11 protein-coding genes are annotated in these 15,351 nt (G+C 66.2%); all 11 read left to right on the top strand.

The features are described 5' to 3' along the window. The first annotated feature begins 275 nt into the window (after positions 1-275). The 11 genes from AAHM44_RS01330 to AAHM44_RS01280 all read left to right on the top strand — a co-directional run bounded on the left by AAHM44_RS01330 (position 276) and on the right by AAHM44_RS01280 (position 15,174). On the top strand, positions 276-1,079 hold the full coding sequence (locus AAHM44_RS01330; RefSeq protein ID WP_342248751.1) for a 2-keto-4-pentenoate hydratase: 804 nt from the start codon (positions 276-278) through the stop codon (positions 1,077-1,079). Between the two features lie 39 nt (positions 1,080-1,118). Then, positions 1,119-2,429 carry an MFS transporter gene (locus AAHM44_RS01325; RefSeq protein WP_342248750.1) on the top strand — a complete coding sequence of 437 codons (1,311 nt, stop codon included), beginning with the start codon at positions 1,119-1,121 and terminating at the stop codon, positions 2,427-2,429. 16 nt (positions 2,430-2,445) lie between these two features. Beyond that, on the top strand, positions 2,446-3,888 hold the full coding sequence (gene uxaC, locus AAHM44_RS01320) for a glucuronate isomerase (protein WP_342248749.1): 1,443 nt from the start codon (positions 2,446-2,448) through the stop codon (positions 3,886-3,888). A 63-nt stretch (positions 3,889-3,951) separates the two neighbouring features. After that, positions 3,952-4,608 (top strand): RpiB/LacA/LacB family sugar-phosphate isomerase, encoded by a 657-nt coding sequence (locus AAHM44_RS01315; protein WP_342248748.1) that lies wholly within the window; start codon positions 3,952-3,954, stop codon positions 4,606-4,608. Between the two features lie 37 nt (positions 4,609-4,645). Then, complete coding sequence (gene kduI / locus AAHM44_RS01310) at positions 4,646-5,479, top strand: 5-dehydro-4-deoxy-D-glucuronate isomerase (RefSeq protein WP_269574653.1); 834 nt, start codon at positions 4,646-4,648, stop codon at positions 5,477-5,479. Between the two features lie 95 nt (positions 5,480-5,574). Then, positions 5,575-6,330: a 2-dehydro-3-deoxy-D-gluconate 5-dehydrogenase KduD gene (gene kduD / locus AAHM44_RS01305; protein ID WP_342248747.1), complete on the top strand. Its 756-nt coding sequence runs from the start codon at positions 5,575-5,577 to the stop codon at positions 6,328-6,330. Beyond that, positions 6,327-7,334, top strand: coding sequence for a sugar kinase (locus AAHM44_RS01300; protein WP_342248746.1), 1,008 nt, complete (start codon positions 6,327-6,329; stop codon positions 7,332-7,334). Before kduD ends, AAHM44_RS01300 begins: the two co-directional genes overlap by 4 nt. A 45-nt stretch (positions 7,335-7,379) precedes the next feature. After that, a complete protein-coding gene (locus AAHM44_RS01295) occupies positions 7,380-8,708 on the top strand; it encodes a methyl-accepting chemotaxis protein (RefSeq protein ID WP_342248745.1) in 1,329 nt (442 codons plus the stop codon). Next, entirely contained in the window at positions 8,705-10,291 is a 1,587-nt protein-coding gene (locus tag AAHM44_RS01290) for a carboxylesterase/lipase family protein (RefSeq protein WP_269574657.1), read from the top strand. Before AAHM44_RS01295 ends, AAHM44_RS01290 begins: the two co-directional genes overlap by 4 nt. Positions 10,292-10,489: 198 nt before the next feature. Further along, positions 10,490-11,524, top strand: a complete 1,035-nt coding sequence (locus AAHM44_RS01285; protein ID WP_184168023.1) for a LacI family DNA-binding transcriptional regulator — start codon at positions 10,490-10,492, stop codon at positions 11,522-11,524. A gap of 323 nt (positions 11,525-11,847) precedes the next feature. After that, complete coding sequence (locus AAHM44_RS01280; protein WP_342248744.1) at positions 11,848-15,174, top strand: TonB-dependent receptor domain-containing protein; 3,327 nt, start codon at positions 11,848-11,850, stop codon at positions 15,172-15,174. The last annotated feature ends 177 nt before the right edge of the window (positions 15,175-15,351 follow it).

Below are 15,351 nucleotides of genomic sequence, written 5' to 3'. Positions count from 1 at the left end.
GGGCCACCGTGACACCGGTAGCATTGGGCGACATTCCGCGGACCCGAGCAAAGCCGGGGCGCGGCCACTCGGAGAGGAGATCGCGCGCAAGTTACTCGACATGGTCCGGCACCGGCTCCGGCCTGTCTTTCCCGGATCCTGAGAAACCGTTGGAGGCGAGCGGTGATCGGGGCAGGCGAAGCGGGTGGAGCGGCGATGTCGGGCGGCGGCTGCATTTGTGCCAGCCGCGCGTGGCGAGCGGCCCTCACGCGAACGGAACAATGGGGAATTTCAAGTTGATCGAAGGACGGGAACCGGCTGACGCCATCGCCCAGGCATTTGTTTCAGCTCGTCAGGCGGGCAATGCGCTGAACGACTATCCGGGCGATCTGCCCGGCACGCTCGACGAAGCCTATGGCATCCAGGAGCGCGCGATCGAGCTGTTCGGCGACAAGGTCGTCGGCTGGAAGGTCGGCAAGATTCCGGAGCCGCTCGACGCTACGTATGGCGCGAACCGCCTTGCTGGTCCGATCTTCGCCGATTCGGTGGTGACCGCCGGCGAGGGCGAAGTGCCCGACATGCCGGTGTTCGAGCAGGGCTTTGCCGCCGGCGAGGCGGAATATCTGCTGCGCCTGGGCCCGCTGCCCGAGAGCTTCGACCGCGCCTGGACCAATGAAGAGGTCGCGGAATATGTCGATGCGATCCATGTCGGCATCGAAGTGGCCAGCTCGCCCTTCCCGGGGATCAACGCGCACGGCCCGGCGGTGACCGTCTCGGATTTCGGCAACAATAACGGCCTGGTGATCGGCGCGGCGATCCCGCTCGACGCGGATTTCCTCGACTGGCCGGTTTCGCTGGTCATCGAGGGCGAAGTAGCCGGCGAGGCCACCGCGAGCACGATGCTCGACGGTCCCTTCGGTGCTGTCCGTTTCCTGTTCGAGCTTGCCGCCAGCCGGCAGTTGCCGCTTGCCCAGGGGCAGTGGATCTCCACCGGCGCCGTCACCGGCGTGCATCCGGTTCGGGTCGGTGAGCTGGTCGATGCTCGGTTCGCGCAGGACTACAGCGTCAAGTGCCGTATTGTCGGCATCCACGACGCCTGATTCGGCGGTCGCGCGGCATAAAATAATAGGGAGAGAATGATGGCGAGTAAGGGAGAGGCGGCAGTCTCCGGCGCGGTTTCGCGCGTCGGTCGCTACCGCTGGGTGATCGTGGGGCTGCTCTTTGCCGCCACCGCCATCAACTATGTCGACCGGCAGATGATCGCGGTGCTCAAGCCCGATCTCTCCAAGGAACTCGGCTGGTCCGAGACCGACTACGCCAACATCGTCTTCTACTTCCAGGCCGCTTACGCGATCGGCTATCTCGCCTTCGGCAAGATCGTCGACGCGATCGGCGCGCGCTTCGGCTATGCCATCGCCGTCGTGATCTGGACGATCGCGCACGTGGCGCATGGCGGCGTGCACTCGGTGATGCAGTTCACCCTGGCACGCTTCGGCCTGGGCATCGGTGAATCGGGCAACTTCCCGGCGGGCGTGAAGACCGTCGCGGACTGGTTCCCGGCCAAGGAGCGCGCCTTCGCGGTCGGCCTGTTCAACGCGGGCTCGAACGTCGGCGCGATCCTCACCCCGCTGCTGATCTGGGCGATCGTGCCGGCGGTCGGCTGGCGCATGACTTTCGTAATCACCGGTATTTTCGGCGTGATCTGGCTGATCGCCTGGCTTGCCATTTTCCGCGACAAGCCGGCCGATCATCCCAAGGTGGGTGAGGCTGAGCTTGCCTACATCACCCAGGATCCCGCCGACCCCGTGGTCGAGGTGAAGAACCTGTGGGGCAAGCTGCTGGTCAAGCGCGAGACCTGGGCCTTCGCGCTCGGCAAGTTCTTCATCGACCCGATCTGGTGGTTCTACCTGTTCTGGCTGCCGAGCTGGCTGGGCAAGGAATATGGCCTGAACCTGACGAGCTGGGATTCGCCGACGGCGGCGATTGCGCTGGGCGCGATCTACCTGATCTCGGACGTCGGCTCGGTCGCGGGCGGCTGGCTCTCGGGCAAGCTGATGAGCACCGGCATGAGCGTAAACAAGGCGCGCAAGCTGACCATGCTGATCTCGGCCTGCTTCGTGCTGCCGGTGGTGTTCACCACCTTCTACGGCAATCTCTGGATCAGCGTGTTCGTCGTTGGCGTGGCCGCGGCGGCGCACCAGAGCTTCTCGGCGACGCTCTACACCATTCCCTCGGACACCGTGCCGCGCTTCGCGGTGGGTTCGGTCATCGGCATTGGTGGCACGATCGGTGCCGTAGGCGGCATGGTCTTCTCGAAGTACGCGGGCTATGTGCTCGACGTGATCGGCAGCTACGCGCCGCTCTTCATCGTCGCGGGTGCGGCGTACTTCCTGGCGCTGCTTTCGATCCACCTGCTTTCGCCGCGCCTCGAGCGCGCGGACGTCGCGTAAACGAGAGGATTGAGAGATGGCCCGGCCCCTGAAGCTAGACCCTGACCGGCTGTTCCCGGCGGAGGATCGTTCGCGGAGTATCGCGCGTGCGCTCTATGCCGAAGTGGCCGGGCTGCCGATCATCAGCCCGCATGGGCACACCGATCCGACCTGGTTCTCGACCAACACCAACTGGTCGAACGCCACCGAGCTGCTGCTCTCGCCGGATCACTATATCTACCGCATGCTCTATTCTCAGGGCGTGTCGCTCGATGCGCTGTGCGTGCCGAGCAAGGCGGGCATGCCAGCCACCGACCCGCGCGAGGCATGGCGGACCTTTGCCCAGCACACCTATCTGTTCCGCGGCACCCCGTCGTCGATGTGGCTGAGCCATGTGTTCGGCGAGGTGTTCGGCTTCGACGTGGCGCTCGATGCCACTACCGCCGATCTCTATTACGACACGATCAACGCCAAGCTGGCGACCGACGCGTTCAAGCCTCGCGCCCTGTTCGATCGCTTCAACATCGGTTTCCTCGCCACCACCGAGGGGCCGCAGGACGATCTGTCGCCACACCATGCGATCCATAACAGCGGCTGGAACGGACGAGTGGTCACCACCTATCGCCCGGACGCGGTGATCGATGTCGAGCATGAGCAGTTCGCCGGCGCGATGCGGATCTTCGCCGAGAAGACCGGCGAGGACGTATACAGCTGGGACGGCTATCTCGCCGCGCATCGTAAGCGTCGTGCGGACTTCCGGGCCGCCGGCGCCACCGCGACCGACCATGGCCACCCGACGGCGGCCACCGCGAACCTGAGCAAGGACGAGGCCGAGCGGCTGTTCCGCACGATCCTGTCCGACAGCTGGACCCCGCAGGATGCCGAGCTGTTCCGCGCCCAGATGCTGACCGAGATGGCGGCGATGAGCGCCGAGGACGGGATGGTGATGCAGATCCATCCGGGCTCTTTCCGCAACCATAATGGCGGGCTGTTCGAGAGCCATGGCCGCGACAAGGGCGCGGACATCCCGATGCGCACCGACTATGTGCATGCGCTCAAGCCGCTGCTCGACCGGTTCGGCACTTCGACCGATCTCTCGATCATCCTCTTCACGCTCGACGAGACTGTCTATGCCCGCGAGCTGGCACCGCTGGCCGGCCATTATCCGTGCCTCAAGCTGGGCCCGAGTTGGTGGTTCCATGACTCGCCCGAGGGCATGCGCCGCTTCCGCGAGCAGGTGACCGAGACCGCCGGCTTCTACAACACCGTCGGCTTCAACGACGATACCCGCGCCTTCCTGTCGATCCCGGCGCGGCATGATGTCGCCCGCCGCGTCGATTGCGCCTTCCTCGCGCGACTGGTCGCCGAAGGACGGCTGCTCGACTGGGAGGCCGCCGAACTGGCGCACGAACTCACCAACGGGCTGGTGCGCAAGGCGTACAAGCTCGACGAGGCGCCGCGCCGCGCGGAAGCCGCCTGACCCATTCACAGGGGCACTCCCAAGCCGGTCGCCCCGCCGGACAGTTACTAGAGGAACCGCACCATGAAGATCGCGCTGATCAACGAGAACAGCCAGGCCGCCAAGAACAGCATCATCCATGATGCGCTGACCAGCGTTGCCGAGCCGCTGGGCCATCAGGTCTTCAACTACGGCATGTATTCGGCCGAGGACGATGCCTCGCTGACCTATGTGATGAACGGCCTGCTCGCCGGCATCCTGCTCAATTCGGGCGCGGCGGACTTCGTCGTCACCGGCTGCGGCACCGGCATGGGCGCGATGCTTGCCTGCAACGCGATGCCCGGCGTGTTCTGCGGCCTGGTCATCGACCCGACCGACGCCTTCCTGTTCGGCCAGATCAACGACGGCAACGCCATCTCGATGCCCTATGCCAAGGGTTTCGGTTGGGCCGCCGAGCTGAACCTCAAGGACGTCTACGCCAAGCTGTTCGACGGCGAGCGCGGCCTCGGCTACCCGAAGGAGCGCGCCGAGATCATGCGCAAAAACCGCGGCATCCTGAAGGATCTCAAGGCGGTGACCTGCAACGACATGCTGACCGTCCTCAAGAACGTCGACCAGGACCTGTTGCGTGCCGCGATCGCAGGCGAGAAGTTCGCCGAGTATTTCTACGCCAATTCGCAGGACGCCGAGATCAGCGCGTATCTGAAGAGCGTGACCGCACGCGAAGCCGAACCCGCCTGAACCTTCTCGTTACCGGTTGACCCAACGGAGCCCCGCCATGTTCGAACGGACCTATTACGCCACGCACCCCGACATGATGGAGTGCGTATCGAACGAGGAACTGCGCGACCGCTATCTGATCACGGACCTGTTCCGGGACGGTGAGGTCGTGCTGAACTACACCCATGCGGATCGCATGGTGATCGGCGGGGCGACGCCGGGTTCGGGCAGCATCAAGCTGCCCGACCAGGTCGAGCCGGCATCTGCGGCGGGGCATCCGTTCCTGGAGCGCCGCGAGCTGGCGGTGGTCAATATTGGCGAATCTGGGACGGTCACCGTTGATGGGGAGGGATTCGAACTGGGCAACAAGGATTGCCTGTATGTGACCATGGGCGCGGCGGATGTGCGGTTCGCGGGCGCCGGCGCGCGCTATTATCTGGTATCCTGCCCCGCCCACAAGGCATTCACCACCCGCAAGCTGGGCATCGCCGACGCCAACCGGCTCGACCGCGGCAGCCTGGAAGAGTCGAACGAGCGCTCGATCTACCAGCTCGTCATCCCCGGCGTGTGCGACAGCGCACAGCTGGTGATGGGCCTGACCACGCTCAAGCCGGGCTCGGTGTGGAACACCATGCCGTGCCACGTCCATGAGCGGCGCTCGGAAATCTACCTCTACACCGACCTGGGCGAGAACGACCGCGTCTTCCACTATATGGGGGAGCCGGACGCGCTTCGCCATATCGTGATCGCGAACCAGGAAGCGGTGATCTCGCCGCCCTGGTCGGTCCATATGGGCTCGGGCACGCGCGCCTATACCTTCATCTGGGCGATGGCCGGCGAGAACCAGGACTATACCGACATGAACGTCATGGACATCTGCCAGCTGGCTTGAGCCGAGACCCCGGAGCGGGCGGCGCCGATCGGCGCCCGCTACCCTTCCAAACACCCACCCGACACCTCCCGCACGGGAGGCGAGCGAGAGAAGCAATGACCAATCCCTTCGATCTTTCCGGCAAGGTTGCCGTGGTGACCGGCGCCAATACCGGCATCGGCCAGGGCATCGCCCTGGCGCTTGCCGCCGCTGGCGCGGATATCGCCGCCGTGGGCCGCACCCGGGCGCAGGAAACCGTCGAGAAGGTCCGCGCGCTCGGCCGCAAGGCGGAGATCATCTCGGCCGATCTCTCGAGCATCGAGCCTGTGGGCAGGGTTGTGGATGAAGCTGTGGATAAGTTGGGCGGGCTCAACATCCTGGTCAACAATGCCGGCATCATCCGCCGCAACGACAGCCTCGATTTCACCGAGGAGGATTGGGACGCGGTGGTCGACACCAACCTCAAGTCGGTGTTCTTCCTCTGCCAGGCCGCCGGCCGGCACATGGTCGCCAATGGCGGCGGCAAGATCATCAACATCGCGTCGATGCTCACCTTCCAGGGCGGCATCCGCGTGCCGAGCTACACCGCGTCCAAATCGGGCATCGGCGGCCTCACCAAGCTGCTCGCCAATGAATGGGCGACCAAGGGCATCAACGTGAACGCGATCGCCCCGGGCTACATCGCCACCAACAACACGGCGGCGCTGCAGGCGGACGAGACGCGCAACCGCCAGATCATGGAACGCATCCCCGCCGGACGCTGGGGCTCGCCGGAAGACATGGGCGGCGCGGCAGTTTTCCTCGCTTCCTCGGCGGCCGACTATATCCAGGGCCATATCCTTGCCGTCGACGGCGGGTGGCTGGCGCGATGAGCATCGTCTTTTTCGGTGAGCTGATGCTGCGGCTCTCGGCGCCCGGGCGCGAGTTGCTGCTGCAGACGCCGAAGCTCGACGTGAACGTTGCCGGGGCCGAGGCGAATGTCGCCACCGGCCTGGCCTGTCTTGGCCACAAGGTCCGGATGATCAGCGTGGTGGCGGACAATGCGCTGGGCGCGGCGGCGATCGGCGAGCTGCGCCGGCGCGGTGTCGATACCTCGACGATCGTCTCGGCACCCGGCCGGCTCGGCCTGTATTTCCTGACCCAGGGCGCGGGGCTGCGCGCTTCCGATATCGTCTATGACCGTGCGCATTCGGTGTTCGCCGAGCGCCCGGCCGATGTCTGGGACTGGGACGTGCTGCTCGAAGGCGCCACCCGGCTGCATCTGTCGGGCATCACGCCCGCGCTTGGCCACAATACCGCCAGCGCCGCGATCGCCGCGGCGGAAGCTGCCGCCGCCCGGGGCATCCCGGTGTCGTTCGACGGCAATTACCGCGCGAAGCTGTGGGAAAGCTGGGACAGCGATCCCAAGGCGGTGCTGACCCAGCTGATCGGCCATGCCGACCTGCTGTTCGGCAACCACCGCGACATCTCGCTGCTGCTCGGGCGCGAATTCTCGGGCGACGGCGCCGATCGCCGGCGCGAGGCGGCGGAGGCTGCGTTCGCAGCTTTCCCGAAGCTCCAGACGATCGCCAACACCGCGCGCCATGTCGACGATGCCGACAGCCACCGGGTCTCGGCACGGGTCGATACGCGCGCCGGCGGCTACCAGACCGACGAAGTTCTGATCGCCGGCATCGTGGATCGTATCGGCGCGGGCGATGCCTTTGCTGCTGGTGTGCTGCACGGCCTGATCGAGAGCGGCGGCGACGCGAAGGCCGCGGCCGAAGCGGGGCTGGCGCTCACCGCGCTCAAGCATTCGCTGCCGGGCGATGCGAGCCTGTTCACGCGTGCCGATCTGGCCGCATTCAGCGAAGGCGGGTTCGACGTCCGCCGATGATCTGCCGGAGGCGAAATATCGCCCCGGAGAGGGTGGGGATAGCCGATGGGAGAGCATTTCTTACTCGCCGCTGAGGCGGCGTCCGAAGACCGTGACGCCGCGCAGCTGCGCACTGCCTATGCGATCGACGCGCAGTTCGAGGCCGAACTGGCCGAGGCCTGGCGCTTCATCGAGCCGCATATCGCGGGCGTGGCGCGCGAGCTGCTGGAACGGCGCGCGGGCACGGCCGTGCCCGATGCGCTGGTCCAGAGCCGGGTGGACTATGCCCGCGCCAAGCTGTCGCGGTCGATCGACCAGGCCTGGCTGGACCGGATCGTCGCCGAGGCCGATCGCATCGCCGAGGACGGGCTGGAATTCTCCACCGTCGCGGCCTCGATGCTGGTCGCGCAGATGCATATCCATGCGCTGTTCTTCGAGCTGAGCCGCGATCCCGACCAGCTCGAGCGGCTGACGCGGGCAACCCAGAAGCTTGCAGTGATCGAGTTCGAGATCATCGCCAGCCGCCTTCGCCAGATCGCCCGGCTGCGCGCGCAGGCCGTGCGCCGGCAGGAGCTGGCGGATGTGCGGGCCGAGCTCACCGAATCGATCGCCAGCACCGCGCGGGCAAGCCGCGAGATCGCCCAGTTCACCGAACGCAGCGCCGCCGATCTGCTCAGCCTGCGGGCACCCGCTTCGGAAGTGGCCTCCGCTGCCGACCAGGCCGCGGTGGCGATGGGGGAATCCGCGCGCAGCGCCGCCGGGCTGATCACCGCCTATGAACGCGCCCGCGAGGATGCGTCCGCCGCCGCCGAAGTGGCGGGCAATGCCGATGCGATCGCGCTCAAGGGCAAGGAGAGCGCCGAGAGCCTTGCCGCGCACAATGCCCGGATCGAGGACGTGGTCACGCTGATCTCGCGCATCGCCCATCAGACCAAGCTGCTTGCCTTGAACGCCAGCATCGAGGCGGCGCGGGCAGGCGATAGCGGACGCGGTTTCGCGGTGGTGGCGCAGGAAGTGCGCAGCCTCGCCGACCAGGCGGCCAATGCGAGCGGCGACATCACCGCGACCGTTCGCGAGGCCCAGGCCGCGAGCGGCGCGATGGCGGAGACCAATCGCGCGATCCTGGGCGTGGTCACCGAACTGCTGGCACGGGTGCGCGCGGTATCGGGCGAGATGGAAGCGCAGATGGCGACCGTGGCGGGCATCCTCGCCTCGATCGACGAGACGGCGGTCTCCTCGCGCGAGATCGCCGCGCTGATCGCGACGATCAGCCTCGAGGTCGGGCGGCTTGCCGGCGAGGCCGAGGAAGCGGGGCGCCAGGCGGCGCTTACCCGCGAGGCACTCGGCCGGATCGAGGAAGCGACGGGACATATCATCACGGGAGCGGGTCAATGAGTGGCGTATCGAGGCGTTCGGTTCTGGCGGGTGGGGCCGCGCTCACAATGGCGCCGCGCGCGGTGTTGGCGCAGGACAGCTATGGTGCGGATGCCCGTGCCGCGTTTGTGCGATGCCCTGCCGGAGACTTCTCCGCCGGCGGCTATGACGAGGCGCGGAAGGTCTGGTCGTTCAAGGGCATTCGCTACGGTGTCGCCGAGCGCTTCCGCGCGCCCAGGCCGGCACCGCGGGTGACGGGTTATCGCGCCGACAAGTTCGGGCCGATCTGCCCGCAGGGGAAGGGCGATCAGCCGGCGTCCGAGGACTGTCTGTTCCTCAACATCTGGATGCCCGAGGGCGCCGACCCGCGGGCGACGAAGCCCGTGATGCTCTACATCCACGGCGGCGCCTATTCCAACGGCACCGTCACCGTGCCGCTCAACGATGGCGCGAAGCTCGCCGCGACCGAGGATGTGGTGGTGGTGACGGTCAATCACCGGCTCAACGCTCTCGGTTATCTCTATCTCGCCCGCTTCGATCCGCGTTTCGCGGACAGCGGCAATCTCGGCCAGCTCGATCTGATCCTCGCGCTGCAATGGGTGCGGGAGAATATCGCGGCGTTCGGGGGCGATCCCAAGCGGGTGTTCGCCTTCGGCCAGTCGGGCGGCGGTGCCAAGATCGCGACGCTGATGGGCATGCCGGCGGCGAAGGGCCTGTTCCACTCTGCGGCGACGATGAGCGGGCAGCAGGTGACCGCCTCGGGTCCGATGAACGCCACCAGGCGCGCCCAGGCCTATCTGGCGAAGCTGGGGGTGAAGGAGGACAATCTCCAGCCGCTGCTCGACATGCCGGTGGAGAAGCTGGTCGATGCGCTCGACGCGACCGATCCGATCCTGGGCGGTGGCCTCTATTTCGGGCCGGTGCTCGACATGAAGTGGCTCACCCGCCACCCGTTCTGGCCGGATGCCAATCCGCAGAGCCTGTCGATCCCGATGATCCTGGGCAATACGCATGACGAGACACGCGCCTTCATCGATCCCAATTCGGCCAAGGTGAAGGGGCTGACCTGGGACAATATCGCCGAGCGGATGGCCCCGGAGCTGCGGATGGACCTGCTGCCCGAATGGGCGGTCGCCCAGTATCGCGCGCATTTCCCGCAGGATACGCCGGAGCAGCTCTTCTACCGGGCCACCACCGCGGGGCGCAGCTGGCCGGGCCAGTGGCTCGAGGCGGATGCGCGGGCGGCGGCGGGCGCCAAGTCCACCTGGGTCTATCAGGTCGATTTCCAGTCACCGACAAAGCCGGAGCGCGGCGCCCCGCACACGATGGACATCGCGCTCGCCTTCGGCACGCTCGACGCACCGGGATCGTTCACGGGCACCGGTGCCGCCGCGCAGAAGCTGAGCGCGCAGGTGATGGGCGCCTTTGCCGCATTGGCGCGCACCGGCCGGCCGGTGGCGAAGGGGCTGCCCGCATGGGCGCCCTATACGCTGCCCGGCCGCGCGACGATGGTGTTCGATGCGCCCAGCCGGCTGGTCCATGATCCGCGCAAATGGGAGCGCGAGCTGTGGGGCAGGGTGCCGTATATCCAGCCGGGGAGCTGACACTGCGATCGTCATCCCAGCGTTCTTTTCTCCGTCATCCCCGCGCAGGCGGGGATCCAGGGTTTCTCTGCCGGCTCGCCCGTGACTCTGGATCCCCGCCTGCGCGGGGATGACGGTAAGAGCGTTTGACACCGGTTTCCATATTGCTGCGCCGATAATGAAGTATCGCTTTGTCCCGCGAGCCATTATGCTCGGCCGATGGAGAGAACCGGAAAGCCCACCATCAACGACGTCGCGCGTATTGCGGGCGTCTCGAAGAAGACCGTCAGCCGGGTGATCAACCGCTCGCCGTTGCTCAACGGCGATACCCGTGCCCGGGTCGAGCAGGTGATCAGCGAGCTGGGTTATGTCCCCAATGTCCAGGCACGCGCGCTGGCCTTGCGGCGCAACTTCCTGATCGGGCTGATCCACGACAATCCCAACGCCCAGATGGTGATGAACGTGCAGGCCGGCATGCTCGAGGCGATGCGCGATACCGAGTTCGAGCTGATCGTTCGCCCGATCGACCGCGGCAGCTCGACGATGCTCGAGGATGTGCGCAACTTCCTCGAGCGCCAGAGGCTCTACGGCGTGATGTTCCTGCCGCCGGTCTCGGAGAACGAGATGGTGGCCGAGCTCTGCCGCGAGCTGGGCATCCGCTATGTCCGCATGGGCTCGGCGACGCTGGATTCCTCCGAGCATATGGTCGCCTCGAACGACTGCGACGTGGTGACCGAGGCAGTGAACCACCTGATCGCGCTCGGCCATCGCCGCATCGGCCTGATCGCCGGGCCGCACGGCTTCCGCTCCGCCCGGGAACGGCGCAAGGGCTTCGAGAACGCGCTCGAAGTGGCCGGGATCAAGCTGCCGCGCAGCCTGATCGCGGACGGCAACTACACCTTCGAGACCGGGCTGGCCGCAGCCGACCGGCTGCTCGACCTGTCGCCGCGACCGACCGCGATCTTCGCCTCGAACGACGAGATGGCGGCCGCGACGCTGCATGCCGCGCGCCGGCGGGGGATGAGCGTGCCCGAGGACCTGTCGATCATCGGCTTCGACGATACCGCGATCGCCTCGCATATCTGGCCGCCGATGACGACGGTGCACTGGCCGATCATCTCGATGGCGCGCTCGGCTGCGCTCAAGCTGCTCGCGGACTTTTTCGGCGGGGACGACAATGCCGTCGAGGAGCCTTCGCTCTTCCCCTCGACGCTGATCCACCGCGCTTCGGTGGCGCCGCCGCGCGAGGGCTGAGCCTGCGCTGCACAGCAGCATTTCCCCGATGTTGCTGAAATGCCGCAATCCCGGAATTGTGACATTTAGTTCAATGACACCGGTTGACATCGGTGGCCGGGCGCGAGATTGATAGCGTGAACAAGCGTGACTGATACGCTTGCGCCCAAGTGGACACGAAGATCTGCATGCGGGGCGTGGGAGGGGGCAAGTCGCGACATGGCTGGAACTTGCGGGGCGGCTCATGTCGTTTTCCGCGATGCTGCGTCGCACCCTGATTCCAGGCTTCCCAATGGGCGCATCGACCAGTGCTTGTCGATGAAAAGACCTTTGGGGGAGGAATTATGCTTTCTACCGCTGACACCCTGGTTGCACGCCGTTCGGCGCTGCGCGGCACGACGGCGCTCGGCGCGCTCGGCCTTGCGCTGCTGATGGCGGCGCCGGCCTGGGCACAGACCACCGAAGCCACCACGGCGGTGGCCGCGACCACGCAGGACGATCCGCAGGCGCGGCCGCAGGACCAGACCGAGAGCGGCGATGCGATCGTTGTCACCGGTTTCCGCGCCTCGCTGGCCAATTCGGTCAACATCAAGCGCAACTCGAACCAGATCGTCGACGCGATCACCGCCGAGGACATCGCCGACTTCCCCGACGCGAACCTGGCGGAATCGATCCAGCGCCTGCCGGGCGTCTCGATCGACCGCGACAATGGCGAAGGCCGCACGATCACCGTGCGCGGCCTGGGCGGCGACTTCCAGGCGGTGCGCCTGAACGGCGCCGATGCCCAGAACATCGCGGGCGGCAACCAGTCCGACGCCGGCGCGAACCGCTCGCGCGGCTTCGACTTCAACACCTTCGCCTCGGAACTGTTCGGCGGCATCAAGGTGACCAAGTCGACCGCGGCGGAGAATGACGAAGGCTCGCTGGGCGCGATCATCGACCTGACCACCGGCCGCCCGCTCTCGTACAAGAAGAACCGCTTCGCCGTGGGCGCCGAGGCCGAGTATCGCGAGAACGGCAAGAGCTGGAACCCGCGCTTCACCGGCCTCGCCTCGGTGCGCGTGACCGACAATTTCGGCATCCTGGTCTCGGGCGCGTACCAGAAGCAGGACCAGCAGATCGACGCCTATCGCCGCAATATCGGCGTGTTCGAATACACCTATCGCAACTCGCAGATCGCCGGCATCACGCCGAACGTCTTCGGCTTCGCCCGCCCGAGCAACCAGGGCACCGGCGCGACCTTCGGCTCGGACCCGACGGCCTATGCCGCGGTCACCCCGACGACGATCATCCCGGGCCTGCCCTCGGTCGGCCGCCAGTATCTCGACTATGAGCGCATCGGCGCCACCGCGACGATGCAGTGGAAGCCGGGCCCGGGCACCGAGATCACGCTCGACGGCGTCTTCTCGCGCTACGACCAGAACAGCAACAACACCGGCATCACGCCGATCGGCCTGAACCGCAACGGCACCAATGCCCGCGTCGTCGGCACCGGCACCGCCGGCCTGCGCGCCGTCGGCACCGCCAATGGCTATGCCGACCGCGTCGCGCTCTATGCGAACTGCGTGCCGAGCGCGATCATCGACTGCAACGGCGACCAGGCGGGCAACGGCGTCGGCCAGACGCCGCTGACGGGCTATTTCAACAGCCTCAACCCGAACAACCTCAACCCGTTCGACTATTACAACAATCCGGCCTCGCCCGGCTATGTCGCGACCGCGAACCAGACCGGCTATTACAACGAGCTGCTCGGCCGCCCGAACACCAAGATCCGCGAAGCGCATGTCAATGGCGCCGGCCAGGCCGACTATATGGTGCTCGACGATGTCGACTGGCGCAGCTTCGCCGACACCCAGTATGGCCGCACCGACTTCAAGCAGGTGACGCTGAACGTCCACCAGGAGTTCGCGCCGGGCTTCTATGCCGATGCGACCGGCGGCTGGTCCAAGTCCGAATTCCGCGCATATGGCCTGCTCGCCGAGTTCAACGCGATCGACAAGGACGGCTACACCTTCGACGCGCGCGGCGACGGCAAGATGCCGGTGTTCAACCCGGGCTTCGACGTTGCGAACCCGAACAACTGGACGCTGGTGAAGGGTCTTTCGACGATCCGCTACTTCACCAACAGCGTGGACAACGAGTTCAAGGTGGCGCGGGTCAACTTCACCTATGAAGCGCTGCCCGAGATGTCGATCCGCTTCGGCGGCACGGCCAAGGAATTCGCCTATGTCGGCGACCAGGGCCGCCGCAACCAGTCGATCGAGGCGATCAACCCGACGCTGGCGGAATCCAAGCTCAGCATCACCGATCTTGGCCAGACCATCGGCTTCGGCAAGGGGCTGACCGTGTCGCAGGGCACGCCGACCAGCTATTATGCGCCGGATATCAACAAGTTCATCAATCAGTTCGGCATCAACTGCAACTGCGTGAACAAGTGGGGCGATTTCCGCGCGGTGGTCGACGGGCGTCAGCGCTCGGGCGTGACCGAGACCGACGTCTCGGGCTTCTTCCAGGTCGATTATAACGTGAACCTGCTCGGCCGTCCGCTGCGCGGCAATGTCGGCCTGCGCGTTGCCAATACCCGGGTCTCGGGCTCGGGCAATGTCGGCGGCGCCGATGGCGTCGCCGGCCTCGCGGTGACCGCCAAGAACGAATATTGGGACTGGCTGCCCTCGATGAACGCGAACTGGGAAGTTGCCGACAACTTCCTGATCCGCTTCGCCGCTTCCAAGGTGATGTCGCGCCCGCAGCTCGCGAGCCTGACGCCGGGCACCACGGCCTTCACCACCAGCCTGAACGCGAACGGCACGGCGCCGTCGCTGACGGTGGGCAACCCCTATCTCAACCCGTTCCGCGCGACGAACCTCGACCTGAGCTTCGAAAAGTATTTCGCGCACAACGGGCTGCTCGCGGTCAACCTGTTCAAGAAGAAGATCGATACCTTCCCGCAGCAGATCGCGCTCGAGGCCCCGCTATCGGCGGTGTTCGAGCCCGATGTCTACCAGCAGGTGCTGACCTTCATCACCAACCCGGCGCTGCTGAACTACACCACCAGCGGCGGTACCTGGGCAGTGCGCCAGTACCAGGACGCGCCGGGCGGCGACATCAAGGGCATCGAAGTCAATCTGCAGACCGACTTCTTCTTCCTGCCGGGCTTCCTGAAGCATTTCGGCGTGACCGCGAACTACACGCACATCGAATCCAGCCTCAGCTACCTGACCGGCACCGTGCTCAACACCAGCCAGACGGTGTCGGGCACCGCGGTGAACAGCTATGCCGAAGGGCCGTTCCTCAACACCTCGCCGGACTCGTTCAACGCGACGCTCTACTATGAGGACAGCAAGTTCTCGGCGCGCGTCTCGGGCGCCTATCGCACCCGCTATGTGAACCGTTTCCCTCTGGCGACCGGCACCTGCTCGGTGGGCACCACCACCGTCGGCGGCGGCCCCTGCAACTCGCCGGTGTTCGCGGACTTCGGCTATAACGAGGACCAGCTGAACATCGACTTCGCGGTCTCCTACGCGGTCACGAAGTTCGCCAAGCTGTCGCTCGAGGGCCGCAACATGACCAACGAGCCGCAGTACCGCACCATGTACGCCGCGAGCCCGGTGACCCAGACCTATGCCAGCACCGGCCGGATCATCACGGCGGGCCTGCGCATGATCTTCTGATCTTCGGGGGGAGGGAGTGGAGCGGCGCCCCGGCGTCGCTCCAGTCTTCCCCGGCATGTTTCCCTGACTTCCTGGCCGGCGCCACGCCTCCGTGCGCCGGCTGTTTTGTGTCCGGCGGGGAAGCTTTGGCCCGACCATCTGGACCGTCACCCTGAACTTGTTTCAGGGTCCAACCCT

Origin of the sequence: Sphingomonas sp. OTU376, assembly GCF_038440415.1 — a bacterium.
In the GTDB taxonomy this organism is placed as follows: domain Bacteria; phylum Pseudomonadota; class Alphaproteobacteria; order Sphingomonadales; family Sphingomonadaceae; genus Sphingomonas; species Sphingomonas kyeonggiensis_A.
The sequence above is the reverse complement of the archived record's forward strand: the minus strand, read 5'-3'. Positions and strand labels throughout refer to the sequence as shown.

Bases quoted from the DNA above. Each gene is read 5' to 3' on its own strand.
- AAHM44_RS01325 (WP_342248750.1), top strand. From the start codon at position 1,119: ATGGCGAGTAAGGGAGAGGCGGCAGTCTCCGGCGCGGTTTCGCGCGTC.
- uxaC (WP_342248749.1), top strand. From the start codon at position 2,446: ATGGCCCGGCCCCTGAAGCTAGACCCTGACCGGCTGTTCCCGGCGGAG.
- AAHM44_RS01315 (WP_342248748.1), top strand. From the start codon at position 3,952: ATGAAGATCGCGCTGATCAACGAGAACAGCCAGGCCGCCAAGAACAGC.
- kduI (WP_269574653.1), top strand. From the start codon at position 4,646: ATGTTCGAACGGACCTATTACGCCACGCACCCCGACATGATGGAGTGC.
- kduD (WP_342248747.1), top strand. From the start codon at position 5,575: ATGACCAATCCCTTCGATCTTTCCGGCAAGGTTGCCGTGGTGACCGGC.
- AAHM44_RS01300 (WP_342248746.1), top strand. From the start codon at position 6,327: ATGAGCATCGTCTTTTTCGGTGAGCTGATGCTGCGGCTCTCGGCGCCC.
- AAHM44_RS01295 (WP_342248745.1), top strand. From the start codon at position 7,380: ATGGGAGAGCATTTCTTACTCGCCGCTGAGGCGGCGTCCGAAGACCGT.
- AAHM44_RS01290 (WP_269574657.1), top strand. From the start codon at position 8,705: ATGAGTGGCGTATCGAGGCGTTCGGTTCTGGCGGGTGGGGCCGCGCTC.
- AAHM44_RS01285 (WP_184168023.1), top strand. From the start codon at position 10,490: ATGGAGAGAACCGGAAAGCCCACCATCAACGACGTCGCGCGTATTGCG.
- AAHM44_RS01280 (WP_342248744.1), top strand. From the start codon at position 11,848: ATGCTTTCTACCGCTGACACCCTGGTTGCACGCCGTTCGGCGCTGCGC.